This is a genomic window from Nitrospira sp. KM1 (genome assembly GCF_011405515.1).
Taxonomy (GTDB): domain Bacteria; phylum Nitrospirota; class Nitrospiria; order Nitrospirales; family Nitrospiraceae; genus Nitrospira_C.
In genome coordinates, this window is the sequence record NZ_AP022671.1 from 2,934,281 (window position 1) to 2,960,661 (window position 26,381).

A 26,381-nucleotide genomic window follows, 5' to 3' on the forward strand; every position below is an offset into this window, starting at 1 on the left:
TGCCTATGCGGCCTTGGCCTGCACTTGTTCGGATGCCCAGTCGATGACGACGATTTCAGGCGTGCAATTCCATCGAAACGGGAGGAACGACCATCCGAGCCCGCGATTGACATACAGGCGATGAAATGATGTTTCATGTGGACCCGCAATCCGCCCGCCGCAACCCGGGGGGAGCCAAAACGTCGGAATGCCGGGAATGCTCCATTGGCCGCCGTGACTATGTCCGCACAAAATCAGATCGGCAGCGTGGCTATCGTCCATTTGGTCCAGGATGTTCGGCGCATGGGCCAGCAGGAGCGTATAGCGCCGGTCGCTCTTTGTCGGAAGGCAACTGAGGTCGGCCCGATGCAAGGAGGGGTCATCCACACCGACGATCGCGAGTTCGCCCGCACCGGTCTCGACATAGGTGGTCTGATTGATGAGAAGCGTAATGTCGCGACGGTTCGCCCAATCGGCGAATGTCTCGATCGCGACCCCACTGTAATGGTCATGATTGCCCAGCGTCACGAAGACGGGCGCGATCTTGCGCAGCCCTGACAGAAACCGAAAGAGATGCGGAAGGCCTTCCGGTACATTCAGCAGGTCTCCGGTAATGACGATCCAATCCGGGCGGAGGCCGGACACCGCTTGCACGATCCGTTTATGTCTGGCTTGATACCGATCGATGTGAAGATCGCTCAGATGGATGGCGCGCCGCCCGGCCAATGCGGGGTGAGTTTGTTTCAACTCCGTGACTTCATAGGCCGACAGACCGACTTCCCAGTGGGGAAAGAGGCTGAAGAACCGGTAGAAGGGTTCACTGAGCCAATGACCGATGAATGCCCGGACTCGATCGGGCCACGACGCGAGGCGTCTGCTCATTTCATGACCCGGTCCAACTCCGCTCGGTCGCTCACGGTCACCCGGTACCCGCGATCATACAGCGCGCCCATGCCGGTCATCACTTCTTCGAGATTTCGTGTGCGGTGCCAGCGTTCCATCCGTTCGGTCAGCGTCGAAAGCGAGGAGCCAGGAGAGGCCTCTTCATCGACTGTCAGCGAGAGCGAGCGGAACAAATCCATCAACTCGGCCGGACTGTAGATCCGATCGTCGTTGGAATCGGCCACCAGCGCAAACTCGTAGATCGTGAGACTGACAGAAAGAATGGCCTGTGTCTTGGAAAAATCATCACGTGCCGCATTCATCCCGCCGGGATAGCGGCGTGAGCAATCGGTGCCAGGCTCGCCAGTAGATGCCGCCGGAGTCCAGGCGATCCCCTGTACTGCGGGGGGAGATTTCTTCAAGCCCTGGTAGAACCAGGACAAACAGGTGCTGGCCTCCGTAAACGCGATTTTGTCGCGATTGACATGACGTATGATGTGAGCGGCGAACTGGGAGAATACCGCGTTGTCTGCCGCCTGAACGCTCCGAGGATCGGACATGAGCAGGGTTATCAGCAAGAGGGCGGCCACATTCGGACCTGAAAGGGGGAGCCTGTGCATGGGAAAGTATAACATGACCCGGTTGATGACCGGACCAAAAGATCACAATGGGACGCGGCAACGAGACGGCCGATCCGGAGCGGTCGAGCGATGACTCCAGAGCCACTACCGTACCTGACAGATGGATGGGAAGGTATCGGCGGGCGCGCGCGGGTATTGCCGGAGGACTTTCGAGTTGACGAGCGGCCGTTGTATTTCCCCTGCGGAGAGGGCGAGCATCTGTATGTCAGGATCACCAAGCGGCTGCTGTCGACCCCCGACTTGATCCGGAAGATCTCTTCCTCGATCGGCATGAAAGTGCAGGCGATCGGCACGGCGGGTCTGAAGGATGCGAGGGCGGTGACAAGCCAGATGGTCTCTCTTCAGGGAACGACTCCCGACCGGCTTTCACGGCTTAAACTCGATGAGCAGGTCCTTTCGGTAGAAGTCCTGGGACGGCATCGGAACCGTTTGCGGCCGGGGCATCATGCCGGTAATCGATTCCGCCTCGTTCTTCGCGATGTCGCGGCTCATGCGCCGGAGGCCGTTCCGGCCGTGTTGGAACAGTTGGCTCGCAGAGGGGTCCCGAATTATTTCGGCCCCCAACGCCAAGGGAAAGAGGGAAACAATTTCCGTCTAGGAGCAGCGTTGTTGAACGACCCCGTCAGGCGGAACAGTATGAGCAAAGCGAAAAGACTCTGGTATCTGAACTCTTTTCAATCTCATTTGTTCAATCAGATCCTGGCTCGCCGGATCAGCCGTCTCGATCAAGTTCTTCAAGGCGATTGGGCCATGAAGCACGAGAATGGAGCCTGTTTTCCGGTAGAGGATGCTCTCAAGGAACAACCGAGAGCGGACCGCTTCGAGATCAGTCCGACGGGCATCCTGTTCGGCTCCCGAGTTTCTTGGGCGACCGGAGAACCAGGGGACTGCGAAACGGCGGTCGCTGAATTGAATGGTACGGCGCCGGAGCATCTGATTACCGCGTCCAAAAGCTGCGGTCTTCGAGGCGAACGACGAGCCCTCAGGGTGGCAATGACCGATCTGGACTGGACTTTGCTGGATTCACAGCTCACGTTGACCTTTACCCTGCCTCCCGGTGCGTATGCCACCAACGTGTTACGCGAACTGATGAAAAGCTCTGCACCGGTCTAATGTATCGGCCGCGGCCATGCCGCCGTATTCCACATGGTAAACTGAATACGGGAGGTCCGTCATGGTCTCCACACAAGAGGCGGTCGTTCTCCGCGGTCATATCATCGACTCACTCATTCTCGCCAAAGTACTGGATATTATCCTCACCATGGGGGGGGACCTTCGACCTCGAAGACATGTCGATTGGGAAAACACGTGATGAGCCGTCGCGCGCCAGAATCCTCATCCAAGCTCCGTCGCCGAAGATCCTTGCCGACATCCTGCGCGCGATTCAGCCGCACGGTGCGGCAATCGAACGGGACTGTGACTGTCGTTGCGAGCAGGCTCCGGCCGACGGCGTCTTTCCCGAGGAGTTTTACGCGACGACCCATTTACCCACCCAGATCAGGTTGCAGGGCGGGTGGGTTGATGTCGAACCGGTGGAAATGGATCTGGGGGTCGTCGTTTCTGCCGACTTGAGCCGTGCTCGTACGGTACCGATGGGAGAAGTTCGGCGAGGTGAATTGGTCGTCACCGGAAGGGCGGGGATACGGGTGAGCCCCTTACAGCGGCCTCGGGAGCGGGATGCGTTCAGTTTCATGGAATCGCAGGTCTCGGCCGAGCGTCCCCACGGTCATATCATCGCCGATGTCGCCAGGCGCATGAAGTCGTTGAAGGATGAGCACGGGAAGTCCGGTCAGAACAGAAAAGTGTTGTTCGCCGGCGGACCAGCCATCATCCATGCGGGAGGTAGAGAGGCGCTCATGTGGCTCATCGACGCAGGCTTCATCCATGTGCTGTTCTGCGGCAATGCGCTTGCCGCTCACGATATGGAAGCCGACCTGTATGGAACATCACTTGGATACGGCTTGTCCGCCGGACGCACCGTTCCGCACGGGCACGAGCATCATTTGCGCACCATCAATCGCATCCGCGCAGTCGGAAGTATCAGGACGGCGGTCGAACGCGGTGTCATCAAGCAGGGCATCATGGCTTCCTGTGTGAAACAGGGCGTCGAGGTGGTCATGGCCGGTACAATCCGAGACGACGGCCCTCTTCCCGGCGTGGTCACCGATTCCATCCGGGCCCAGGCTGCCATGAGAGCTGCAATTCCCGGCGTCGACTTGGCCTTGCTCGTAGCGTCTACATTGCACGCCGTGGCTACGGGCAATCTCCTCCCCGCGTCGGTCCCAACCGTGTGCGTCGATGTGAATCCGGCCGTTCCCACCAAGTTGGCTGATCGAGGAAGTTTTCAAGCCGTCGGCCTCGTTATGGACGCCGCCTCATTTCTGCGTGATGTTGCCCGCGAACTGGGATGGTCTTCATGAGCCGTCTGCTCGTTTGTCCCCCTGACTTTTTCGGCATCGAATACGAGATCAATCCCTGGATGCGCCGGTCGAACACGGTCAATCGGGACCAGGCTGTCGAGCAATGGCACGAATTGATGACGGTACTCGAATACAAGGCAGGAGCCGCGCTCGAACGAATGACCCCTGTTTCCGGGTTGCCGGATCTCGTGTTTACCGCCAATGCCGGTATCGTCTGCGCGCGTACGGCGGTCGTCAGTCACTTTCGATATGCAGAACGTCAAAAGGAAGAGGCCTATTTCGAGGACTGGTTCCGTCTGCACGGCTACCGAATCCTGACGTTGGAACGGGAGCACTATTTCGAGGGAGCGGGAGATCTATTGGAGCTTGCGGGCTCATGGTTTGGTGGGTATCGGCAACGTACGGACATCCGTTCGTTCCCTGTATTGAGTGAATGGTTTCACCGCGAGATCATCTCACTGGAGCTGGTGGACAGCCGGTTTTACCATCTCGATACCTGTTTTTGCCCGCTCACCGGAGGAGAAGTGTTGTATTACCCTGCCGCATTCGACCGTTATGGCCAGGCGGCCATCCACGATCGGGTCCCTTTGGACAAACGTATTGCAGTCCCCGAGGCGGAAGCCCTCAAGTTTGCCTGCAACGCCGTGTGTGTGGGCAAGCATGTCGTATTGCCTTCCGGTTGTCCGGAAACCATGAAGCGCTTGGAATCATGCGGGTACGATGTGCATCCCGTGACTCTGGACGAATTCATGAAGTCCGGAGGCTCGGCCAAGTGCCTCACCCTGGCGCTGAACTGATTTCTCCTGCCATTGAGTGAAGATTATTCTTCAGGCCGCAGGAGTTTCGTCCTACATCATTCACGAAATGGGTGTCGATCGGATGAATGCCGTTTGCCTGGTGCTCTCAGGGAGGCCGGCGGAACAGGAATGCTCCATACAACCCGGCGATGGCGATAGTGACGACCTCAATCGTTATCAGGAGCCGACTGACGATGGCGTCAGGGGTCGGAGGATCGAGGATAAACCTCAGGCCGAGAAATTCCGGCGTCTGTGAAGAAGGCGCTTCCCATGGCGGAAACAGCACGGCAAGCCCCAATGCCGCCACCATCAGATACAGAGCCTGAAGATTGAGAGGTTCAGGTGTTTTTTTGGCTTCGGGGGACACGGGAGAAACGGTTGCGGAAGGTTCGTCGACATAGGACTCCAGCCTCTGCCCGCATCGGGTGCAGTAGCGGTAGAGTTCAGGCAGGTCCGCGCGACAGGATGGACAGATCTTCATAAGCGTTATGTCAGAGGCTACACGGAAATGCGTTCGTTTTTCCAGATGCGATCGTGAGGACGGCTCCGAGTGTGGTTGTGTGGAAAGACGTTGGCCGTCGGCCTCGATGGGAACGACGAATTTGTTGACGACCCGTACTTGGCAGCCGGGCAGCCGCACGACGGCGCTGTCAGAAGTGGAAACTCAGGCCAAAACTGACTGTCAGCGCGCTATAGGTGGCGCTAAAACCGAAGGGATCTGCCGCGGGGTTGTCATCGTTCGATGTATAGGCCATCCTGGCCCGGTGATATTGCATTTCTCCGAATAATGCCCAACGGCGGGTTATGTAGTAGCGTGCGCCCCCCTCCACGTTCAAACCTATCGCCGTGGCAGACTGGCCCGGAGGAGCTTCTGGTCCGCTCAACTTTCCGAAAAATAAGCCAGGACCGATTCCGGCATAGGGCTGGAAACGATAGCCCGGATACCGGACCATCAGCGTCGCGACATCCCAGATGATCATTCGCTGGTGTACGCCGGGGAAGATGCCCGTAGCGGATCCCCTACTATTGGAGAGCGTCACGGCCCCTTCCTTGATGTGCGGATTGGCAAAGGACAAGCCCGATTCGACCCCGATCCATTTTGCTCTGGAGAAGTAGTGCCCGACCTTGGCCCCGAACATGATGGAGTTTTTCAGCGGTTGATCGGCGATCGTAAAATCGCCCAGTCCATGCTGGGTCACATTGCCGTCGCTTAGCGGTTGCGGGAAGGTCGTACCCACTTGTCCTCCGACGTACGTCTCAGCACGAACGACGGTATCGTTCAGGAGAACCATCGCCAACATGAAACCGAAAATGAATGTGCCGAACCGTAGGCGAGGCATTGTCGGTCCTCCGCAAGCTGAATGTTTTCGTTCTGGTCATCCTAGCGGGAACCACTGGTGAGACGAAGACAATTTCGAAATTGTGAGTCACGTGCGCAAACCGTTCTACGAGGGGCGAAGTGTCTATTGCGGCGGCGTCTATTCGGCGGGATGAGTCCCGGCCGGGACGGCGCTTCATTGACAGGTCTGCGAGCGGATTTCTATAATTCGCCCGCCGGATGACACGCCGTGCTTCGATGCACCCGTAAACTGGTCCCGCACCATCACTCCGAACCATGTCTGATATCAATCGCATTGCAATCGTCGGAGCCGGGGCGTGGGGAACGGCGCTCGCCAAGCATCTTTCTGAAAAAGGGCTCCTGGTCCATTTGTGGGCGTATGAGCGGGAAGTGGTTGACTCCATCAGGTCCACGCGTGAGAACCGGTTGTACCTTCCGGCAGTTCCGTTGCCGAGGTCCTTGGCCGTCACGAATTCATTAGGGGAAGCGATCCAAGATTGTCAGGGCATTCTCTTTGTGGTGCCCTCTCATGTCGCTCGCCAGGTTTTGCAGCGGATGGCGCCGCTCATCGAGGCCGAGATCCCCGTCATCAGCGCGACCAAAGGAGTCGAAGAGGATACGTATCTGCTCATGTCTCGCGTGATGGAGGACGTTCTGCCGGTACCGGCCCATCGGAAGTTGATGGTGTTATCCGGACCGAGCTTCGCGTCGGAAGTCGGACGCGGACAGCCGACGGCGCTCTGTCTGGCCGGAGGCGACGCCCAGCTCGTCAGCCGGTTTCAGGCAGCATTCATGACATCATCATTGCGTGTCTATGCCGACAGCGACATGATCGGTGTGCAGCTGGGAGGAGCGTTGAAGAATGTCATGGCTCTGGCCGCCGGCGTTGTCGACGGCCTTGAGCTCGGATTCAACACACGAGCCGCCTTGATTACGAGAGGTCTCGCCGAAATGGTTCGTCTGGGAACGGCCATGGGCGCCGATGCCAGAACGTTTTACGGACTATCCGGGGTCGGCGACCTCGTCCTGACGTGCACCGGGACATTAAGCCGCAATCATTCGGTCGGCGCGAGGTTAGGCAAGGGAGAGAAACTCGACACCATCCTCGGTAACATGCATGCGGTGGCCGAAGGCGTGCGAACAGCCAGAGCGGCCTTGGGCATGGCCAGACGGGCGCGAGTCGAGATGCCGATCGTTCAAGAGATCAATGCAGTACTCTTTGAAGGCAAGTCCTGCCGACGGGCCGTCAGTGATTTGATGGAACGCGTCGCCAAGCCTGAGAAGGGTCTGCCATGAATCAGGAAAGATTGGAACGGCTGTTGTCCCGGGTGCGGGTTGGTGCTCTGACCGTTGCAGAGGCGGTGGACCAACTTCGATCGTTACCCTATGAAGATTTGGGGTTCGCCTCGCTCGACCATCATCGATCCATCCGTCAAGGATTCCCCGAGGTCATCTTCTGCGAAGGCAAGACCCCGACGCAGATCCATGCGATTGCCAAAGCGCTGCGGAAACAGCACCGCCCGCTATTAGCGACAAGGGCCACGCCTCAGATTGCCAGATTGATCAAACGCCTCGACCGGCGAGCCGTCTTCCACCGGGATGCGCGCATCGTGGCGATCAGAGATGTCCGCCAGAGGCTGATTGGGCGAGTGTTGGTCATTACCGCCGGGACGTCGGATATTCCCGTAGCGGAAGAGGTGAAAGTCACGGCTGAGGTCATGGGGAGCCGGGTTGAACACCTCTACGATGTGGGTGTCGCCGGCATCCACCGCCTCTTAGGACGGCGTGACCGTCTGGCTCACGCGAACGTCATTGTCGTTGTCGCCGGGATGGACGGAGTTCTGCCCAGCGTCGTGGGAGGGCTGGTCAGTTGTCCGGTCATTGCGGTACCGACCAGCCGAGGCTATGGCGCCAGCTTCGGGGGGTTGGCCGCCCTGCTGACGATGCTGAATTCATGCGCCGCCGGCGTCGGTGTCATGAACATCGACAACGGATTCGGGGGCGGGTGCCTGGCCCATCGCATTAATCAGATGAAAGCCGGTAGCGGCACGGTACGATGACTCCCGCAACGGAAGACTGGGTTCCAAAGATCCGGGCGCCCATGAAGCCTACTTCAACTCCACCGTTCCGCGCTTAGGCCACGAGACCATCAAGGTCCTCGGGCCCTTCTCGCCGTTGGCGAGAAGTTTCGCCCTCAATTCATACTGGTACAAACCTGGCGCCGCGGGCGTTTTCTTGTGGTCCATGCCGTCCCATGAAAGGATGACAGGAAGATGAGGATGCTCTCGGGTTCCGTTCGGCGCCGGTTCGACAAGCACAGGCTGACGAGTTGAGAGGAAACGGATCGACGTGCGGGACGGCGACGTCAGAAATGAAGAGACTTCCAGGAGGGTCGCTTCGGTCAGGTCTTTCGGTAGTTGGATGACCGCGGAAAATTCCAACGGACCTTGAGAGACGTGAAACGGCGTCGGAGTGACCTTGAGTTCCAGGATCTTGAGATCCGGCTCCGGACGCGGGGCCTTCTGTTGCTTGGCCCCTGCCAACTGTTCATCTGGCGCCACACCCAGAGCCAGCAGAGTCAGCATGACCGCCGCAATACGTGGAGAGCGTAACCTGTGAGCGAGAGACCGGCTTGAGTTCGACGATCCTGGAAACAACATCCGCAGCCGTGAATGTGAACGTTCGATGAAGCAGCGCGCTCAATGTCACTCGTTGATAGGGGGATAGCACAGCGCTGGATGCCTGTCAACGTAAGAGGACACTCGTTGCCGTTAGATCGGACCTTCTGTAAGATGGCGCGGTTTATCTCAAACAGAGTGAAGGAGTGTCGGTGGGAACGCATCTCCATTTCGACTGCTTTTCCGGCATCAGCGGCGACATGACGCTAGGGGCGCTGGTTGACGTGGGCATGCCGTTTCGCGACTTGGTCGGCGGCTTGAAGCGTTTGGGGGTGTCGGGATTTCGCCTTACCAAGCGAAGAGTGCATCGGGAGGCCCTGCACGCCACGAAGGTCAATGTGCAGATCACTTCTGCGATGCGGTCGCCGCTGTCGCTACGGAGCATCCACAAAATTCTTTCCCGCAGCCGGTTGTCCGAACGCGTGAAGCAACAGAGCCGAGTGGTATTCGATCGCCTGGCAGAATCCGAAGGTCATGCTCACCGTGTCCCGAAGGCCCATGTGCATTTTCATGAGGTGTCGGTGTTGGACTCCTTCGTCGATATTGTCGGGGCCCTCATTGGCTGCGAGGCGCTGGATGTGACTCGTGTGACGTCCTCCGCTGTCAACGTAGGTAGCGGGACGCTTCAATCCGCTCACGGTACCCTGCCGGTGCCGGGACCGGCGGTTGCCGACCTCTCCAGGGGCATCCCGATCTACAGCGCCGGCCCTGCCAGGGAACTGGCGACGCCTACGGGCATCGCGCTGTTGCGTACACTGACGACCGAATTTGGCGCGATGCCGCCCATCATTCCTTCCGCCGTGGGATACGGTGCCGGCGATGCGGAGCCCGAGGGATGGCCGAATGTGCTGCGTGTGCTCTTGGCCCGGGAGTCGCTCCAACGAGGTCGGCTGCACGACATGGTCGTGTCGATCGAGACGAATCTCGATGACCTCAATCCGCAAATCTACGAGCACATCGTCGAACGGCTGTTCGACCGGGGAGCGTTGGACGTCACGCTCACACCCGTCATCATGAAGCGCGGGCGACCGGGTATCGTGTTGACCTGTCTTGCCGGACAGGAGCATGTCGAACGGATGCTGGACATTGTCTTTTCCGATACTACGGCATTGGGAGTGCGGGTTCAGCCGGTCGCCAGACAGATTCTGCCTCGCCGATTTGTATCGGTGCCGATTCGCGGTGGCACCGTCCGGGTCAAGATTGGAACAGTCGATCGTGGAACGGCCAAGGGTGTGCCCGAATATGCCGACTGCAAACGGATCGCCGTACGCACCGGCCGTCCGGTGAAAGTCGTGATGGAAGAAGCGGCGGCTTCCTATGCGAGTTTTCGCCGGAGCGGAAAGGTTCACGCGTGACCCTTCTGCTCTATGGGGTGATGTTCGTGGCCTCGGTTGTCGTCACACTCGGGGCCTGTGCCTTGTTTACCAACGGCATCGAATGGTTGGGCAAACGACTCAAGTTATCGGATGGGGCCGTCGGGAGTGTACTTGCCGCAATCGGAACCACGTTGCCGGAAACGTCGATTCCGATCGTCGCCATTTTTATTGGCGGGAGCCGTGAGGAGACGGAAGTCGGTCTCGGCGCCATTCTCGGGGCGCCCTTCATGCTCAGTACGCTGGTCATTCCGATACTGGCCATTCTTCTCATGATCTATGCCGGGTTGGGAAAGCGGACGGCTTCGTTTCGTCTGAACTATAAGGACGTCGCCGTCGATCTTTCGATCTTCGCGGTCGCGTATTTGGTCGCACTCGCCTGCGCATATCTGTCCTCACAACCGCTGCATCTGGCGGCGGCTGTGGGATTGGTCGGGCTGTATCTGTACTATGTGAAATTGAAATTTGCCAGTTCGGATGACGATGAAGGAGGGGAACCGACGGACCTGGGGCCTTTGTTTTTCGGGCGCCGGTGGTCGGTCCCACCTTATGGGCTGATTGCGCTCCAAGTTGCGGCGGGGTTAGGCGGGCTGGCTGTCGGAGCTCATTTGTTCGTCCATGCCGCCGAATCGATGGCCGCATTTCTCATGATTTCTCCTCTGATCCTCGCGTTGCTGATCGCGCCGCTTGCCACGGAATTGCCCGAGATGTCCAATAGTTTTCTCTGGCTGTATCATAAGAAGGATCGCCTCGCGGTCGGAAATGTGACCGGCGCGATGGTGTTTCAAGGGACGATCCCCGTGTCCGTCGGCCTGATCGGCACGGAATGGTCATTAGCTCCATCCGCCTTGATCACCATAGTGCTGGCGGTCATCGCGTCCAGCAGTCTTCTCCTCCAGGCGATCCTCGGCGGAAAGTGGACCCCTTGGTTAATGACCACGGGCGCAATTCTGTATATCGGGTACGCGCTGTACTTATATGGCAATTAAAAAAAAGCACATGCATGGGCGTCCACGTCCACGGCTGGGCATTACGATGGGGGATCCGGCAGGGATTGGACCAGAGGTCATTGCCAAAGCGTTGATGACGGACAAGCTCAAGAGCCTTCCCATTCCATTAGTTATCGGGTCGGCTTCCGTGATGCAACGGACCGTCCAAAAACTAAAATTAAAGATGCGGGTGATCCATGTCAAAGATCACCAAGAAGACGGAGGAGGTCGAGACGTCATCGCGGTTCTGGATCCGTTGGATCGTCCGTTGATGCGTTTCAAACCGGGAACTGCCGCCGCGGAAACCGGCGCGGCATCCGTCGCCTATATCCGGAAGGCGGTAACCTTGGCTCAATCCGGTTATATCGACGGGATGGTTACCGCCCCGATCAACAAAGAAGCCATCAACATGGCCGGCTGTCATTTCCCTGGTCATACCGAGCTGTTGGCCGATCTTACCCGGGCACGGGAATCCGGGATGATGATCCTGGGAGGGCCGTTAAAAATCATGTTCGCCACGACGCATGTCGCGATCAGAGACCTTCCCCGGTTGCTGACGAGAGAGAACATTGGAAAAGCGATCAGGCTCGCTCACCTTGCGCTGACGCGGTTGTTTGGAATCAAGAAACCACGCATCGGCGTCGCCGCGCTCAATCCCCATGCGGGGGAACATGGCTTGTTTGGCGACGAGGAGTCGCGGCTGGTGCTCCCGGCTTCGAAGGCGGCCCAACGTCGGGGGATTCTGGCCAGTGATCCGTTGCCCGCGGACACACTGTTTGGAAAGGCCGCGCGAGGAGAGTACGACGGGGTGGTCGCGCTGTATCACGATCAAGGGTTGATCCCGCTGAAGCTCGTGGCGTTCGGTTCGTGCGTCAACCTCACCGTCGGGCTTCCGATCATTCGCACGTCGGTTGATCATGGCACGGCCTTCGACATTGTGGGAAAAGGCGTGGCGGATCCCGGCAGCCTGATCGAGGCGGTCACGCTTGCAGCCGCATTGGCATCAAAACGCCGACACGTCACGAGAGGATAGAAAGGATGCGCGCATATGGCACAAGAATCTGGCGAGGCAATCACCGTCATTCAACAACAACTCAAGGAATTGGAGGGTATCGTTGAGGAGACCATGGGCACGCTCAATATCGTCTCCGGCACTGAACGCGTCACAAAGTGGAAGACCAAAACGGCGGCCTTGCTGACCCAATCTGCAGGGGCTCAAATAGGGCAGGACTTCGCGCGTATCCAACCCGGCCCATCCTTTACCAACGACATGGTGGAAGAATTTACGGATCTGGTCGAATGCTTTCGCACCCCGCTCCTGAAGTTGTCAAAAACACTGTCCCAGACCGGCGGCTCGCCAGGCGGAGGCTGATGGGTGCTCCCGTCGGATTTTCCTCCCGCCAACAAACGGCTCGGTCAAAACTTTCTCATCGACCACAATATTGTTCGAAAGATCGTCGCCGCGGCTGACATCGGTCAAGACAGTACGGTATTGGAAGTCGGGCCGGGGCGCGGGATTCTGACAGAGGCTCTGTCGGCGGCGGCAGGGCGAGTGGTGGCCGTTGAGATCGATCCGCTGCTCTGTCAGATGCTTGAAAATCGACAGGCGAAATGGCCGAACGTCGAATTCATCTGCGCCGACGCATTATCCTACCCGCTGGATCAGCTTCCGGTCGGTACGATTGTCGTCGCGAATCTTCCATATTATGTTTCCACACCTCTTCTGTTTCGCTTGCTTGACGCCCGCAGGCGCTTCCCGAGACTTGTTCTGATGCTGCAGGAAGAAGTCGTGGACCGCCTTGTGGCAAAACCCGGCGGGTCTGAGTACGGCGTCCTGTCGGTCATGGCGCAGTATGCGGCCGACATCCATAAATCGTTTCGGGTATCCGCCCAATGTTTTCGGCCGAGACCGGAAGTCGGCTCAGCAGTCGTCCGATTACTGGTCAGAGAACGGAGCGGCTTGACAGCCGAAGCGGAGCGCGAGTTTCGTCTTCTCGTGAAGGCCGCCTTTGCTCACCGAAGAAAAACGTTGATCAATTCGCTCCGCGATGAAGGCTACCTCGTCTCAAGGGCGACGGATGTATTGAACCGTCTGGGATTTCCGCTCAATGCGCGTGCGGAAACGCTGTCTGTGTCGGACTTCATAGCTTTGACGGGGCAGTTCCGAGAAACCAATTGACGACGAGTGGTATGCGGCCACAGATGGTTCAGGCGGCGTCCGAGCGGAGGTATTCCAGGAATTCACAGAGGTGGCGTTCCTGCTCCTGATGCATCGCGATGAACATCACGCCGAATGATTGATTGGAGATCCAACGGGCAATCGCCGACTCCACCTGGACCGGAGCAGGATAATAGGGGAGCTGGATGATCAGACTGTACGGGTGGCCGATCATGACGGCCTGGTCGCTGCTGACGCGGCAGCCTCCCGGCGAGAGATCGAGGATGACGCCTTCTCCTTCGAGGTTTTGAGTCGATCCCTGAGGCATCGTCACGGGCGAAAAGGACAAGAGCGAACCGGGCGGTAATGCGCTTCTCGAATGTTTCCGTCGCTCGCTCATATCGTCTGCGCTCATGAGACGGAGACTCGCCACGTGCCTGTACGGTGGTAGCCATACCGGGCTCAAGCTCCAAACACGTGAGAGGCTTGAGCACCAGCATCATCATATTCGCGTGGATCTCTCTCGCAAGAAAAAATTCGTTTCTCAATCTATCTGGGCGAGCGGGAGATCTGTCGTCGCGTCGACGACTGCGTGATCCTGTCCGGTCCGGCGCATGTGAAGACAGGACAGTCGTTTGTAATGGCCTCATTCCTGTGTTAGCATCCGCTCCATGGGCGTTACCAGTTCGAGTAAGCGGGGCGACGCCCGCCGCGCCCCTGCTCCCCCCTCCCATATCCAGCGTGAAGTCATCGGCGTCATCCTCATCGCACTGAGTCTGCTTACCCTGTTGAGTCTGTTATCGTTTGTCCCCGGTGAACCCAAGGTTATTGCCACGGCCGGCACGACGATTTCTCCTCCGACCCATAACCTCATCGGTTCGGTGGGTGCCGTGTTCTCGTCGGTGCTGTTCTCGTTGATCGGAGGTGCCGCATATCTGTTTCCGCTCCTTCTCGGCCTGATGGGGGCGCGGTGTTTCACTCAAAGCGACTTGTCGATCCGGCTGAGAAATGCGGCGGCTTCGCTGGTCGCATTGCTGTTTCTGAGCGGATTGCTTCACCTGGAGGTCACCGCCGTCCCTACCATCTCGAGCGGAATGGTCTACCGTGGGCAGGCGGGAGGACTCTTCGGTCAAGCGCTGGCCAACGGTCTGCGCGAGTATTTCGCCAGCACGGGGGCGCATATTCTAATTCTTGCCGGGTTGCTCGTGGCATTGCTGTTTACCACGCCGTGGTCGCTGGCACAGCTGATGCTGAGAGTGTCGGCATGGGGGAGAAGAATCCTGGAGGCGGGGTATGCTCTTATCCCTGAACGTGGCAGGACCGAATCGTCCAAGGACGCTGCCAAGGTCAAAAAACTCAAGACGACGAAAACGATACGTTCGGTGATCGAGGAGGTGCTTCCGGAATCGGACGAACCATTGATGCCCGAACCGCCCCTCATCCAGCCCCCACTGCAGCCATTGCCGGCCCTGGATGTGAAAGCGGTCAAGGAGTCTGCACGAGAAATTGCGGAGGTCGAAAGCGAACCCGTTCATGTGCCTGAACAACCTATTGCCGGGCATTATCGTCTGCCAGATCCCAGGGAGCTCTTGAGCGAGTCCTCGGGTACCGTTTCGCGCATCAGCGATGCCGAATTGACCCTGCAGTCCGAGATCCTTTCCAGGGCATTGATGAGTTTCGGCATCGAGGGAAAAGTCACCGAAGTCCGGCCCGGCCCTGTCGTGACGATGTATGAATTCGAGCCTGCCCCCGGCACGAAAGTCGCGCGCATCGTCAACCTCGCCGATGACCTGGCTCTGGCGATGAAAGCCATCAGCCTCAGAATCGTGGCGCCGATTCCCGGGAAGTCCGTGGTCGGCATTGAAGTGCCCAATGCGCAGCGCGAAATGGTCTCGATGAAGGAAGTCGTCATGAGCGAAGCGTTCACGCGCGCCCGTTCCAAATTGACGCTGGCGCTGGGGAAGGACATTTTCGGTGCGCCTGTCACCGCCGATTTGAAGACAATGCCGCATCTACTCGTGGCCGGGGCCACCGGAGCAGGGAAGAGCGTCGGGCTCAATACCATGCTCATCAGCATCCTGCTGTCGGCCAGGCCGAATGAAGTCAAGCTGCTGCTGATCGATCCAAAGATGCTGGAATTTCAAACCTACGATGGGATTCCGCACCTGTTGCGCCCGGTCATTACCGATCCGAAGTCCGCGGCGCGAGGGTTGAGTTGGGTCGTCCAAGAGATGGAACGGCGCTATAAGCTTCTGGCTGAAGCCGGCGTCCGCAACATCGATTCGTACAACCGGAAGGTGGCGGGTGCCCAGGGGGTTGCCGGTGATCAAGGTGCAGAAGCCAAGCTGGACCAACCAGAGCTACCCATACAGTTCTTGTCGGAAGAGGCCAGATTATCGGCCGGTGAGAGCAGCATCCCTGAAGGAAATCCGGGATCGTTTGCTCCGCCGCCTACACCGCCGGAGCCGCTTCCATACATCGTGGTCATGATCGACGAATTAGCCGATTTGATGATGGTAGCGCCCAAGGACGTCGAAGATAAGATTGCACGGCTGGCCCAGATGGCTCGCGCGTCGGGAATTCATTTGGTTCTGGCCACACAGCGTCCGTCGGTCGACGTCTTGACCGGGCTGATCAAGGCAAACTTCCCCGCACGGATCGCCTTTCAGGTTTCCTCGAAGACCGATTCGCGCACGATCCTGGATGCCAACGGGGCGGAAGCCTTGTTGGGACGGGGAGATATGCTGTACCTGGCATCCGGCACAGGCCGGTTGATGCGCCTGCATGGTTCCTTTGTCTCTGACGACGACGTCCGCCACGTCGTTGAATTCGTCAAAGAGCAGGCCCTTCCAAGTTACAATCCCGAACTCCAGTCGTTGAAACAGGAAGAAGCCAAAGAGGAAGAGGCCCAGGACGAAGTGTATGAACAGGCCAAGGACCTGGTCCTGTCCACCGGACAGGCTTCCGCATCATTGATCCAACGCCGGCTGCGTGTCGGGTATCCGAGAGCTGCCAGGATGATTGAGCAGATGGAGGCGGATGGACTTGTTGGCGCCGCCGGGCGCGACGGACGCCGGGAAGTTATCGGAAGGCGGGGGCCGGTAGGAGAGGCACAGGGATGATCGATACGCTGAAGGTGCTATGGTGCGCATGGTTGGTCGCAGGGCTTATCACAGGAATCGGCTTGGCGGCGACTGAAGAATCAGTCGACGAGCAGGCCCGGAAGGAAGTCCGGGAAGTGGTAAAACGGCTACAGGCCCGGTATGAGAAGACCAAGGATTTGCAAGCCGACTTTACGCAAAAAACCTTGATCGAAGGGTTTGAGCGTCCCATTACTTCATCCGGCAAAGTGTACGTGAAGAAGCCGGGCCGCTTGCGATGGAACTATCTGGACCCTGCGACGGAGGATATCTATGTCAACAAGGAAGATGTGAAGGTCTACGTCCCGGAACACAAGCAGGTCTTGGTCGGAAAATTGACGCAAATGGCCGCGTCGAAAGCGCCGCTCGAACTCTTACAGGGAGCTGCCAAGCTCGACGAGTCGTTTACCGTGGAGCCCACGCCGGGGAAGGGACGCGGCATCGGAGGCATCCCTCTCCTGACCTTGGTGCCCAAGATTCATGAAGGCGAGGCACAGCGGAATCTGCAAAAAATCGTCGTCGAAGTGTTCCCGAAAACCTACTACATACGGACCGTTTCGCTTCACGAAGTCAGCGGCAACGTGTCGAATTTCGAATTCTCCTCTCTGCAAGCCAACATTGGGATCGGCGATGATCTGTTCGAGCCGAATTTTCCTGCCGATGTGGAAATCGTCAAGGCGCCTGTGTTAAGTCAGCCATAGAGGCCCTGCCGAAGGTAGAGAAAGGGTCGAAGAGTTTGGAGTGCGCATGATCGATATGGCCGCGCAACATTCTGTCAGGGACGCAGTAGAGCAGGCGGTGGCCGGCTTGGACTTTGATCGTCTCAATCGGGAATATTGGGATCAAAACGAGTTTCTCTTCATCCCGCAATTCCTCGATCACTCGATCGTTGAAACCCTCTTGGTTCCTGAGGCGCAGGGTGTGAAAGGGAGCCTGAACCGTAATTATATCCCCGGCCATAAGAAAGGCGGAAGCGTCAGCTACTACACGGTCATGGAAAAGGCCCCGGTGTTTCTCGATCTCTATCGGTCCGAGGCGTTCAGGGATTTCCTGAGCCGTCTGACGGGGGTCAAGTTGATGCTATGTCCGGACCATGACCCGCACTCATGCGCGCTCTACTACTATACTGAACCCGGAGATCATATCGGATTCCACTACGATACGTCCTATTACAAAGGGGCTCGGTACACTATTCTGATGGGTCTCGTGGATCGATCGACGCATTGCAAACTGGTCTGCGAGCTGTTCAAAGATCATCCGACCACGCCGTCGAAAAAACTCGAATTGACTACCAAGCCTGGCGATATGGTCGTTTTCAACGGCGACAAGCTGTGGCATGCCGTAACTCCACTCGGCGAAGGAGAGGAACGCATTGCCCTGACAATGGAATACGTCACCAATCCCGAAATGGGGCCGATCAAGCGCTTCTACTCCAACCTCAAAGACTCGTTTGCCTACTTCGGTCTTCGCGGTGTATTCAAGCGCGCCGCTTCTCCTCGCCGGACGCACTGACCGGTTTCGCGCATCATCGATTCACGTGCGATTTCCGCTCGAATGGTTATTCGGAATTCTCATGGCATGGATCTGCGGCAATGGCTCTGCCCCTTGTTGGGAGTCGGGAGCGGACGCGCGCTGGTGGACTTGCATTGATTGACCGGTGAGGCGAGGCCGCCCGGCACGCAAGGGCTTTGCTCGTCTTGGAAATGGACCGCGGTTGGTGGCATGCAGGTCGGCGAGAGATTCCCGCATGGCACGAGCGATCACCCAGGCGAGGGTTAAACCCGGCGTCCAATACACGGCGTCGCGCATCTGTTCCACCAAGTCGGTGGGCAGGTTCACGGTCAGCCGGACCTTTCTGCAGAGCGGCTGCCTGGAGTTTCCCGTTGTAGCAGGAGCCCCTCCGTTAATGGGAATGAGACGTGGTTCAGAATTCTGTATTACCTCTTGAATGGCCATGGCATTCCTTTCGAGCTATGCCGGGCGATCGTTCCGACAACCCGGCTTGTGGATGGGATCAACTGACATGCCGACCAAAAGAAAGGCCGCGTGCCCAGAGGACGGGCAAACGCGGCCATGTGGCGCAGGTCCGTGGCGGTGGGATCGCTCCAGATGGGCACTATCCAGAGGTCGCCACACCAGCGGCACAGTTGTGGGGCCGCTTCAGTGAGGGTCCATCGACGCCGGGCCGCGCCAAACGTACAATACCTGCAAGTGGAAACCGGATGAGGTTGGAGGGACGATATGGTCACGTTGAGTCGCCTCAGCAACCCTCGTACCACGACCTAGAAACCGTGTTTTTCTAAACAACAGGGCGACAACGGTCTGATCTGTATATGATTTTTCATCTCCAATGGCTCAAATGAATTTGTGATCAAAAATGGAATGGCGAAAGACGTATCCGAATGAATACGAAGAAAAAGCTAGACGGATACAGGGTTTAGCAGGTGTAGACTGGGTGGCCGGGTTACTGCGGGGGTTACTGATGTAGATGTTTCATGGCTGCGGCGCACAGGATGATGAAGAACCCCATCCAAAGTGCCGCACGTTGGAACGGAACGGCCTCGTAGGCTTCCGTTTCGTCGTCCTCATCATCCGACTTGAAGATGACGGTGTAGAGAAACAGGGTGAGAAGGCACAGGACGAGGAAGAGCTTGATGAAAAACACAGTGAGGTATTTCGCATGGTGTTGGATGCTCGTTCCCGTCTGAGAGGTCAGCACCTGGTTGACATAATGCAGATTGATCCCACCGGTAAACAGGAGCACAACCAGGAGGATGCCGGCGACCTTCTTGTAGTGCTGATAGAACACATCGGTAATGGGTTTGATGTGTTCCTTCGCGACGCTCTTTTGAAGGCCCGGAGTGACCGCCATCACCAGAAACGCCAATCCTCCGATCCAAATGACCGCCGACAACAGGTGGAACCAATGATTGACAATAGGGATGAGCGTATTGAGGTCGGTCGCGATTGATTGTGCAGCGTCCACCTGAGTCAGCCTTCTTGGTCGAAAGTAAACTGTTGTGTGCCGGGCTGGTACATGGAAACACCAATGGGTCGAGTCAGCGTTCAGGCGTGGGACGAAGGTTTGAAGACCGGAGCGTCATTCCCGAACCGCTTTTTGCGGAGTTCTTCCATCAACTCGACGGTAATGAGCCCGATGTGGTGTTCGCGCGCATGTTTTTCGACGCCCTTCTTGACCATGGCCCGTAGGAAATAGGGAATCCGGCTCAAGCGTAAGGCCGATGCTTCGTCCCAGTTGACCTCGGTCTCTTCCTGGACATTGAACGCGACCTTGATCTTTTCCCCGCCCTTGGGGGTATACAGGCACCACTGGTCTTCGTCCAGCCAGTCCCCATGGTCGACATACGGCCTGGCGCGGCACCCGCCGCAGATATCCGTGTATTCGCAGTCTCCGCATTTGCCTTTCAGCTGAGGATATCGGAAGGAATTGAATATGTCCGATTGCTCCCAGAGATCCGCGAAACTCTTCTCCCGGACGTTGCCGGCTGACAGCGGCATGTAGGGGCAGGGTGTCAATTCGCCGTTCGGGGTCACACGGGCATAGTTCGTTCCGGCCAGGCATCCGCCGCCCATGTAACCGGTCGCTTTGGTGATCGGAGAATTCGGATCTTTTTCGTAGGCCAGGCGTTTGAAATGAGGTGCGCAACGGGCACGGACCAGCATGCCTTGGTAGTTGTCCTGGCAGTTCACCAGGTACCCGAGCACTTCTTCGTATTGCGCCGGGGTGATATCGGTCAACTCTTCCCCCCGTCCCGTACAGACCATGAAGAAGACGTTGAGCACGCGGGCACCGAGTGTATGGGCCCATTCGACGACAGCCGGCAATTCTTGATAATTCATCGGCTGGGCGCTGAAATGGATTTGGAACTGCAATCCATTGCGCTTACTCGCCTCGATGCCGGCCACGGCTGCTTCCCACGCGCCGGGCACCCCGCGAAACGAATTGTGCTTGGCGGCGTCCAGGGAATCGATGCTGATTCCTACGCCCATGACACCGATGTCTACAAGCGTGCGGGCCATGTGGTCGTCGATGAGCATGCCATTGGTCCCGAACACCACCATGAAGCCGAGAGAGACGGCATGGCGGGCGATATCCAGGATGTCCGGGCGCACCAGAGGTTCTCCACCGGTGATCACGATCAGACATCCCTTATTCACGGCTGCAATTTGATCGATCAGGCGGAAGCACTCGTCGGTCGAAAGCTCATCGTCCCCTCCGGCCGCCTTGGTCGTCGCGTCGAGATAGCAATGATCGCACTTGAGATTGCAGCGCTTGGTGAGATTCAGTGCGACGAGATAGGGTTTGAAGTCATCGACGGTGCGTCCATCATACGGACCGACGCCGGCAGGCGTAGGGGTGAAGAACTGTGTAACCTGCTGCTGAAACGAGCCCAGCCCTGCCGTCAGAGATGGAATATTGAGAATCGGGAGCGACTTTCCCATAGTCAGTCCTGAGTGCTGAGAGTGGCGTATGAAGAAATCGGAGGTGGCTCCGATCCGACGCCGCACTCAGAACTATGCTTTGGCCTTTCCGGTCAGGTTGGCAATCATGTCCTTGAGGTTGCCGGTTTTCATGGCCTCCTCCATGTACCCTTTCGCCTGCTCGATGCCTTCGTTCGCAACTTCCAGCGTGATGTGCGTCGTTCCGATCTTATCCGCATGCTTGACGATCAACGCTTTGGTGCAATCACGCATAAATCCATCCGGCGCGCGCTCAAGTCGCGCTTGGGCATCGGCGGTCCAGGTATAGGGGACTGAATCGGCAGGGGGATGTCCATTCGACGCCGTTCCGTTCACCGCGTCCAATTTGGCTGCCGCGTCAGCCGAGATGCCGGCACCTTTGTTCGCAAAAATCGGTTGGTAATCCTCCGAAGCCGCCTCTTGGATCATCGGCGCGGCGTATTCGAGAGTAATCGTCGTCATGCCTAATTTGCGGGCGCTTTTCTCGATCTTGGCTTTGGCGCGCCGTCGTTGGAACCCGGCTGGAACCGCACGGATGGCTTCCTTCGCGTCTTTGGTCCATTGCATCGGCACATCGTCGTAGGCCACGTCGGTTTCGACGGCGCCTTCCGATTTGGCCGCGGCTTCAAAGATGCTCTTGTCGACCTGCTTGAACCTGGCTCCTTCGGCTCCGCAAACCGGACATTTGACCGGTGTATCGCCCTTGCCAATGTATCCGCATCCGTCGCATACGAAATAGTTCTGATTCATCCGGTCAAGATAGGCCTGCGTGACCTCGGAATTTTTCGGTTTGTCTTCGACGACCTGGGTCATCATGCCGCTCAACGTGGAGCCCATGAGGTCTTTCGCCACCGAATCATCCGCCTGCATCTTGTCCCGATCGATTCCGGCAGCATCCAGATTTCCACCGAGTGCGCGCATGGCATCCATCGCACCCTTGGGAAGGATATGGCCGACCGCGGAATCCACGACCGTGTTGCTGATGATCGTGTGACCCTTTTCGATTGCATACCGGTGAATGGCGGTCTTGGCGACTCCTCGTGCGAAGACAGGAATTTTTTCCATCCGATGGAGGGCCTCTTCGGTCCAGGCGATCGTGTATTCCGCCTGGGTATCGATCGGAGGCACGTACTTTCGGTTGGAGACCAGGACGTTACAGGGTGCGCTCCGTAGGAGATTTTCAGTGTTGCTGCCGATATCCATGTCCTCGTCGCTATGGACGCCGATGCGGCCAACGATGAGGAGCGCAGGAATATCTTTCCGAACGTATTGAATAATCTTTTCAAAGGCCTTGCCGTCGAGCAAGGTCGTCTTGATGTCGGTTTGTTCCGCCTGTGCGATTTCGCGGGAGATGTCCAGGTGCGATTGATAAATTTTCGCCAAGCCGCTGTCGATGATCTCTTCGTGCAGCTTTTCTTGTTCCTTGAACCGGAATACTTTACCGGCCTCTTCATTCAAGACACCTGAGATGCTATGGAAAGCGGCATAGTGAAAATAGGGGTCGAATGCGGAAATCGCCTCAACGGGCATATTCAACGCTTTGCCCAAGGCCAAACCGGTCATCAGGCCGCCGAATGAATAGGGGCTGCCATCCACCGCCACGACGATCTTACCGGACGTCATGGGCTGGATATTCTTAATGATCAACATGTCCGAATTGCGGATGCGGCGGATCACACGCTCGGTATTGCTGCCAATCACACTGTCTTTGACGGCTCCCACCCCCAATGCGCCCATGATGACCAGGTCGTAGCCATTCGTATTGATATCTTCCGCCAGGACCTTCCAATTACGGCCCTCGAGCGACCGGCGCTCAATCGGTAGGTTGGCCTCGTTGCATTTCTTATCGACGTAGTCCAGATAGGAATCGGTGATGATCTGAAGTCCTCTGGTAATCAAGGAATCATGGATCTGGCGCTGGCGGTCGAGCTCTTTCTCGTCGTGATACTCTTCCGGAAGTCCGGCCTCCATCTGCTTGAATCGCTTGTCGTGCATCTTGGCCGCGTAGACATGGCTGCCGACGATCTTGGCTCCGAACATCTTGGCCATGTGAACGCCGACGTCCACCGCCGTGTTGGAATGGTCGGAGTTATCGACCGGAATATAGATAGTCTTGTACATTGAGATGTCTCCTCCAGGCACCCTCACAGACGGCGAGAATCGTCATAATTGCCAAAAAAACCAAATGGTTGACGATGGCCGCCTCTGTAAAAGAAACGGCATGATAGCACCGGCCGTCTCGGGATTGCAAGGTATTCAGGGGGTAGAAAGGACTTGTTAGGGCGAGGAGGTCGTGAGGGATTTTCCCTCTGAATGCGAGGCCGAGAGGCGAGGTTTTTTGGACCGCAGGATTCTTCCAGGGAGAGGAGCGTGTCCCGTCCGGAATTCCCTTCGATGCCACGAGCAAGTTGGCGTCGGCGTACGTGCCGCCCTCCTGCGAGGTCTGGGATAGCGAACCGGTCCATTTCCTGGGATCACGGCTTCCACTTTTTTGTTCCCAGGCCTTGAGGCATGCCTTCGCGATAATTTTGTTCAACGGTGCAGGATTATAGAGCAGTTTTCTGATGCTGTTGGGCGTCAGCATCAGCGGGTTATAGCCGGCCGACAGGTACCCTTCTTCCAGCAAACGTTGTTCGAGATCGGTGTTCGGCTGGATTCCGAGGAAGAACATCAGCGGAAACACCCGTTCTTCGCCCAAGATGGATGCAACCATCTTATAAGCCTCGACGCTCTGCAGCAGTGTCTCTTCCGTCTCTTTGGGACTATTCAGCGAGTCGTTCAGGATGACCTTGCCCTTAAAGCCGGCCTCGGCAAGATAGCGGCATCCGTCATAGAGCCGTTCGAGTTTGAAGCCCATGTACAGATTGTTCAGGACCTCCTGGGAACCCGATGTGATCGCCACCTCCAGGTCTCCCACTCCCGAGCGGACCATCAACTTGGCCAGGTCAGGGGTGATCAAGGACGTCTGGATATATCCCGACCATTCAATTTCCAATTTCTCGCTGAGAATCCGCTCTAAGATCTCCGTGCATTGAGGGTATGCTTCCTTCCCTGTAATAAACTGCGCGTCCGTGAACCAGAACCGCCTGGCGCCCCATTGATGGTAATGTTGCGCAATATCTTTGACTACCATGCCGGGGGGGCGATACCGGACTCGTTTGCCCTCTATATAAGGATAAAGACAGAAGGCGCAGTCATAGGGACAGCCGCGCTTGGTCTGCACGCCGATCGCTTCGTCTCGGTAGGCCCCGTATTGCGGGAAGATTGAGATAGGGAAGGTCGACTGTCAGCGCATCGAGGAGGGCCGGCGAGCCCTGTTGCCCCTTCCGGATCCGCCCGCTTTCCTTAATGATGTAACGTTCATCTTCGATCGATCGTCCCTCGATCAGCTTCAGGATGGCGTCTTCACCCTCGCCCAAGAGCCCGATGGTGCCTTCCGGCAACTTGTCGATCAACTGATCCGCAAAGGCGGTGAAGGCGCCGCCTCCGATCATGATCTGGGATTTGGCAAACTCCTTCCGATATGCCAAGGATACGAGAGGATCGTATAGATGTGGCGGTAATACCGGTAAAGTTGTTTGACGCCTTCGATCGATGCGACGATGCGTTTGAGAGGGTTGCTCGCAAAGTAGAAGTTGAATGCATGCTCAAGAGACGAATCGCCTTCGTGCGGCGAGAAGATTTGAATGTCGCGCCACGAGAAACACAGCAAATTCGTGCCTTCTGCCAGGCAACCAATCCTCAAATCGCTCAATTTTCTTCATTTAATGCTCGCTTAGGATTCAGCATTCAGGACCCAGCACTTTATTTGATTGCCACGTGAATGGCAACAATGCCGCCTGTTAAATTTCTATATGATACCTGCCGGAAGCCCGCGTCGCGCAAGACCTGGCAGAGCCGTTCCTGATCGGGGAATGTGCGGATGGACGCCGGAAGGTATTCATAGACGCCGGTTCTGTCGCGGGCAACCTTGGTGCCGATCCAGGGAAGCAATGTAAACGAATACCAATCATAGAGAGTTCGTAGCCAACCAAACACCGGCTTGGAGAATTCCAGGCACACGAACGTGCCGCCCGGCTTCATGACACGCCGGATTTCGCCCACGGCCTGGGCGAGATTCCCGACGTTGCGCATGCAGAATCCGGTTGTGACGGCATCGAATGTCCCGTCGGCAAAGCCCAGATGCTCGGCGTTCGCCTGCATGCAGGTGATTTTGTCATCCAGTTGTTTGCTTTGAATCTTCCTGAGCCCTTCCACGAGCATCGCGTGGTTCAAATCTGAGGCGATAACTCGCCCGGCGTTTCCCATGAGAGGTTCGACAAGTAGAGCAAGATCGGCAGTGCCGGCTCCGACATCGAGAGCCGTTCCCTGTTCGGCTCGCGGGACCAACGAGGCGGTGATTTTTTTCCAGCGATAGTGTAACCCAAAGCTCAGCAGCGTATTGTTCAGATCATAAACCCCGGCGATCGCCGTGAACATCCGCTGTACCGCCTGCTCACGGGCCTCTCCCGACCAGGTCGAAATGGTGCGGGCTTCCGCGTCGCCCTGGCGCTGGGTCTGCGTCACGGACTCCTCCACAGATAACATGCTCAGCGTGGTAGCACCTGCTTCGAGGCGGTGTCAAGCCGACAACAGACCTGTTGCCGGTTGGGCGGCATTCCCATTGCCTCACTCGGGGTTAGTGGCTGGACTTCGCCGCACATGACGAAACTTACTCTCAACCAGCTTCCAGCTTCCTGCTCCGCGCTTGCGGCGATTTGTACGGGAATTATGGATGCGTCCGAGTACAAAGCATGTCTGGACGATGACCTTGATAATAATCGTTTTTCGCCCGACCTGGGGGTGTTGGCAACTCAATCATGCACGGTGGTTTGTTCGCTATATCTCAAGAGGCTGTGATGGAAGCCATCCAGTCCTCGACACTCCGTAATCTTCAGCTCCCTGTTCCCAGGATTGAGGAACAGAGACTGATACTGGATCGATACCGCAGGTGCACCTGCCGTATTGATTTAGAACGGCGGGCATTTGGACAACCCCGCCAACAAATGCAGGGGTCTCATGCACGACCTTCCGACCGGTCGCGTGCACGTGAAGGTGGGAGCGCCTGTCAAGGACTGATTTTCTGGCCGGCTTACGCCTAGCGGAATTTGCATACTGACAGCTGTAAAACACTTGTTTCCTGAACCTAGTTTCCAGGCAATATTTTCAATTCCATGGATTTGCAAATTGTGCCAATAGCATTGAACCCGATTCTCCCGCATGAGGCGGGCCATGCATATCGCATATCAGAGGTCCTGCAAAGCGATTCGGCTATCATGATCAAGGAACGCTACAAGGATGATTCACACCGAGTCATTCTGGAACGAGGTGGATAAAGTCATGCCCAGCTATCGAGAGCGAAGGGAGTGGCTGAGGAAAAACGGCGCGTCGATGGATGTGTGAGCGCGTGCTGCGCCTGGCCAGACTCCTGATACCGAACCTCTCAATCCTATTTTTCTACATG

At 57.2% G+C, this 26,381-nt stretch carries 29 protein-coding genes and 1 pseudogene; 17 read left to right on the forward strand and 13 right to left on the reverse strand.

The genetic code is table 11. The features are described from left to right. Positions 1 to 3 precede the first annotated feature (3 nt). Positions 4 to 861, reverse strand: coding sequence for a metallophosphoesterase (locus W02_RS13770; protein ID WP_173048653.1), 858 nt, complete (start codon positions 859 to 861; stop codon positions 4 to 6). Beyond that, positions 858 to 1,421: a hypothetical protein gene (locus W02_RS13775; protein ID WP_173048655.1), complete on the reverse strand. Its 564-nt coding sequence runs from the start codon at positions 1,419 to 1,421 to the stop codon at positions 858 to 860. Before W02_RS13775 ends, W02_RS13770 begins: the two co-directional genes overlap by 4 nt. Between W02_RS13775 and W02_RS13780 the strand changes: the two genes are divergently transcribed. The 5 genes from W02_RS13780 to W02_RS13795 all read left to right on the forward strand — a co-directional run bounded on the left by W02_RS13780 (position 1,420) and on the right by W02_RS13795 (position 4,719). Next, positions 1,420 to 1,575 (forward strand): hypothetical protein, encoded by a 156-nt coding sequence (locus W02_RS13780; protein ID WP_173048657.1) that lies wholly within the window; start codon positions 1,420 to 1,422, stop codon positions 1,573 to 1,575. The two genes, W02_RS13775 and W02_RS13780, sit on opposite strands and share 2 nt — an antisense overlap. Continuing rightward, positions 1,572 to 2,615, forward strand: a complete 1,044-nt coding sequence (gene truD / locus W02_RS13785) for a tRNA pseudouridine(13) synthase TruD (protein WP_173048660.1) — start codon at positions 1,572 to 1,574, stop codon at positions 2,613 to 2,615. Before W02_RS13780 ends, truD begins: the two co-directional genes overlap by 4 nt. A 61-nt stretch (positions 2,616 to 2,676) precedes the next feature. Further along, positions 2,677 to 2,814, forward strand: a complete 138-nt coding sequence (locus W02_RS22175) for a hypothetical protein (RefSeq protein ID WP_370467941.1) — start codon at positions 2,677 to 2,679, stop codon at positions 2,812 to 2,814. Further along, positions 2,792 to 3,922, forward strand: a complete 1,131-nt coding sequence (locus W02_RS13790) for a TIGR00300 family protein (RefSeq protein WP_255458511.1) — start codon at positions 2,792 to 2,794, stop codon at positions 3,920 to 3,922. The genes W02_RS22175 and W02_RS13790 overlap by 23 nt, the downstream gene beginning before the upstream one ends. After that, complete coding sequence (locus W02_RS13795; RefSeq protein ID WP_197742017.1) at positions 3,919 to 4,719, forward strand: dimethylarginine dimethylaminohydrolase family protein; 801 nt, start codon at positions 3,919 to 3,921, stop codon at positions 4,717 to 4,719. The genes W02_RS13790 and W02_RS13795 overlap by 4 nt, the downstream gene beginning before the upstream one ends. Before the next feature lie 106 nt (positions 4,720 to 4,825). Here the strand turns inward: W02_RS13795 and W02_RS13800 are convergent, their stop codons facing one another. Together W02_RS13800 and W02_RS13805 are read right to left on the reverse strand one after the other, a co-directional pair. Next, positions 4,826 to 5,200 (reverse strand): hypothetical protein, encoded by a 375-nt coding sequence (locus W02_RS13800; protein ID WP_173048664.1) that lies wholly within the window; start codon positions 5,198 to 5,200, stop codon positions 4,826 to 4,828. A gap of 169 nt (positions 5,201 to 5,369) precedes the next feature. Then, positions 5,370 to 6,059 (reverse strand): outer membrane beta-barrel protein, encoded by a 690-nt coding sequence (locus tag W02_RS13805; RefSeq protein WP_173048666.1) that lies wholly within the window; start codon positions 6,057 to 6,059, stop codon positions 5,370 to 5,372. 275 nt (positions 6,060 to 6,334) lie between these two features. On the opposite strand from W02_RS13805, the gene W02_RS13810 reads away from it, so the two are divergent. Together W02_RS13810 and larB are read left to right on the forward strand one after the other, a co-directional pair. After that, the gene (locus W02_RS13810; RefSeq protein WP_173048668.1) at positions 6,335 to 7,354 is read left to right on the forward strand and encodes an NAD(P)H-dependent glycerol-3-phosphate dehydrogenase; all 1,020 of its coding nucleotides are present in this window, start codon (positions 6,335 to 6,337) and stop codon (positions 7,352 to 7,354) included. Then, positions 7,351 to 8,118 (forward strand): nickel pincer cofactor biosynthesis protein LarB, encoded by a 768-nt coding sequence (gene larB / locus W02_RS13815; protein WP_173048670.1) that lies wholly within the window; start codon positions 7,351 to 7,353, stop codon positions 8,116 to 8,118. The genes W02_RS13810 and larB overlap by 4 nt, the downstream gene beginning before the upstream one ends. Before the next feature lie 48 nt (positions 8,119 to 8,166). On the opposite strand, the gene W02_RS13820 is transcribed toward larB, so the two are convergent. Continuing rightward, positions 8,167 to 8,643: a hypothetical protein gene (locus W02_RS13820; protein WP_173048672.1), complete on the reverse strand. Its 477-nt coding sequence runs from the start codon at positions 8,641 to 8,643 to the stop codon at positions 8,167 to 8,169. A 245-nt stretch (positions 8,644 to 8,888) separates the two neighbouring features. Here W02_RS13820 and larC point away from each other — a divergent pair, with 245 nt between their 5' ends. Genes larC through rsmA form a run of 5 tightly spaced genes read left to right on the forward strand, consistent with a single transcriptional unit; the run spans position 8,889 to position 13,277 of the window. After that, on the forward strand, positions 8,889 to 10,091 hold the full coding sequence (gene larC, locus W02_RS13825) for a nickel pincer cofactor biosynthesis protein LarC (protein ID WP_173048674.1): 1,203 nt from the start codon (positions 8,889 to 8,891) through the stop codon (positions 10,089 to 10,091). Then, positions 10,088 to 11,098 (forward strand): sodium:calcium antiporter, encoded by a 1,011-nt coding sequence (locus W02_RS13830; RefSeq protein WP_173048676.1) that lies wholly within the window; start codon positions 10,088 to 10,090, stop codon positions 11,096 to 11,098. The genes larC and W02_RS13830 overlap by 4 nt, the downstream gene beginning before the upstream one ends. Before the next feature lie 10 nt (positions 11,099 to 11,108). Then, complete coding sequence (gene pdxA / locus W02_RS13835) at positions 11,109 to 12,131, forward strand: 4-hydroxythreonine-4-phosphate dehydrogenase PdxA (protein WP_173048678.1); 1,023 nt, start codon at positions 11,109 to 11,111, stop codon at positions 12,129 to 12,131. 15 nt (positions 12,132 to 12,146) lie between these two features. After that, entirely contained in the window at positions 12,147 to 12,470 is a 324-nt protein-coding gene (locus tag W02_RS13840; protein WP_173048679.1) for a hypothetical protein, read from the forward strand. Between the two features lie 3 nt (positions 12,471 to 12,473). Continuing rightward, positions 12,474 to 13,277 (forward strand): 16S rRNA (adenine(1518)-N(6)/adenine(1519)-N(6))-dimethyltransferase RsmA, encoded by an 804-nt coding sequence (rsmA, locus tag W02_RS13845; protein WP_173048681.1) that lies wholly within the window; start codon positions 12,474 to 12,476, stop codon positions 13,275 to 13,277. Between the two features lie 28 nt (positions 13,278 to 13,305). Here rsmA and W02_RS13850 read toward each other — a convergent pair whose 3' ends face one another. Beyond that, complete coding sequence (locus W02_RS13850) at positions 13,306 to 13,656, reverse strand: PilZ domain-containing protein (RefSeq protein WP_173048683.1); 351 nt, start codon at positions 13,654 to 13,656, stop codon at positions 13,306 to 13,308. A 271-nt stretch (positions 13,657 to 13,927) separates the two neighbouring features. Here W02_RS13850 and W02_RS13855 point away from each other — a divergent pair, with 271 nt between their 5' ends. From W02_RS13855 to W02_RS13865, 3 genes are read left to right on the forward strand one after another with little or no spacing between them, the layout of a single operon-like run. Continuing rightward, entirely contained in the window at positions 13,928 to 16,378 is a 2,451-nt protein-coding gene (locus tag W02_RS13855; RefSeq protein ID WP_173048685.1) for a DNA translocase FtsK, read from the forward strand. After that, the gene (locus W02_RS13860; RefSeq protein WP_173048687.1) at positions 16,375 to 17,097 is read left to right on the forward strand and encodes an outer membrane lipoprotein carrier protein LolA; all 723 of its coding nucleotides are present in this window, start codon (positions 16,375 to 16,377) and stop codon (positions 17,095 to 17,097) included. Before W02_RS13855 ends, W02_RS13860 begins: the two co-directional genes overlap by 4 nt. 46 nt (positions 17,098 to 17,143) lie before the next feature. Further along, positions 17,144 to 17,908 (forward strand): 2OG-Fe(II) oxygenase, encoded by a 765-nt coding sequence (locus W02_RS13865; protein ID WP_232068547.1) that lies wholly within the window; start codon positions 17,144 to 17,146, stop codon positions 17,906 to 17,908. A 21-nt stretch (positions 17,909 to 17,929) separates the two neighbouring features. On the opposite strand, the gene W02_RS13870 is transcribed toward W02_RS13865, so the two are convergent. The 6 genes from W02_RS13870 to W02_RS13895 form a co-directional block, all read right to left on the reverse strand. Further along, positions 17,930 to 18,352: a hypothetical protein gene (locus W02_RS13870; RefSeq protein WP_173048689.1), complete on the reverse strand. Its 423-nt coding sequence runs from the start codon at positions 18,350 to 18,352 to the stop codon at positions 17,930 to 17,932. Positions 18,353 to 18,872: 520 nt separating this feature from the next. Beyond that, complete coding sequence (locus W02_RS13875) at positions 18,873 to 19,382, reverse strand: hypothetical protein (RefSeq protein WP_173048691.1); 510 nt, start codon at positions 19,380 to 19,382, stop codon at positions 18,873 to 18,875. Between the two features lie 80 nt (positions 19,383 to 19,462). Beyond that, positions 19,463 to 20,860: a radical SAM/SPASM domain-containing protein gene (locus W02_RS13880; protein WP_173048693.1), complete on the reverse strand. Its 1,398-nt coding sequence runs from the start codon at positions 20,858 to 20,860 to the stop codon at positions 19,463 to 19,465. Positions 20,861 to 20,932: 72 nt separating this feature from the next. Further along, positions 20,933 to 22,999: a universal stress protein gene (locus W02_RS13885; RefSeq protein WP_173048695.1), complete on the reverse strand. Its 2,067-nt coding sequence runs from the start codon at positions 22,997 to 22,999 to the stop codon at positions 20,933 to 20,935. Further along, positions 22,968 to 24,101 (reverse strand): radical SAM protein, encoded by a 1,134-nt coding sequence (locus tag W02_RS13890; RefSeq protein ID WP_173048698.1) that lies wholly within the window; start codon positions 24,099 to 24,101, stop codon positions 22,968 to 22,970. Before W02_RS13890 ends, W02_RS13885 begins: the two co-directional genes overlap by 32 nt. Then, positions 24,073 to 24,408: a hypothetical protein gene (locus W02_RS13895; RefSeq protein WP_173048700.1), complete on the reverse strand. Its 336-nt coding sequence runs from the start codon at positions 24,406 to 24,408 to the stop codon at positions 24,073 to 24,075. The genes W02_RS13890 and W02_RS13895 overlap by 29 nt, the downstream gene beginning before the upstream one ends. 23 nt (positions 24,409 to 24,431) lie before the next feature. Between W02_RS13895 and W02_RS13900 the strand changes: the two genes are divergently transcribed. Beyond that, positions 24,432 to 24,701: a hypothetical protein gene (locus W02_RS13900; protein ID WP_173048702.1), complete on the forward strand. Its 270-nt coding sequence runs from the start codon at positions 24,432 to 24,434 to the stop codon at positions 24,699 to 24,701. Here the strand turns inward: W02_RS13900 and W02_RS13905 are convergent. Then, positions 24,683 to 25,444 carry a class I SAM-dependent methyltransferase gene (locus W02_RS13905; RefSeq protein ID WP_232068548.1) on the reverse strand — a complete coding sequence of 254 codons (762 nt, stop codon included), beginning with the start codon at positions 25,442 to 25,444 and terminating at the stop codon, positions 24,683 to 24,685. The genes W02_RS13900 and W02_RS13905 overlap by 19 nt on opposite strands. A gap of 777 nt (positions 25,445 to 26,221) precedes the next feature. Here W02_RS13905 and W02_RS22180 point away from each other — a divergent pair. Beyond that, positions 26,222 to 26,320 (forward strand): annotated as a pseudogene (locus W02_RS22180) (YgjP-like metallopeptidase domain-containing protein); the annotation flags it as partial. Between the last annotated feature and the right edge of the window lie 61 nt (positions 26,321 to 26,381).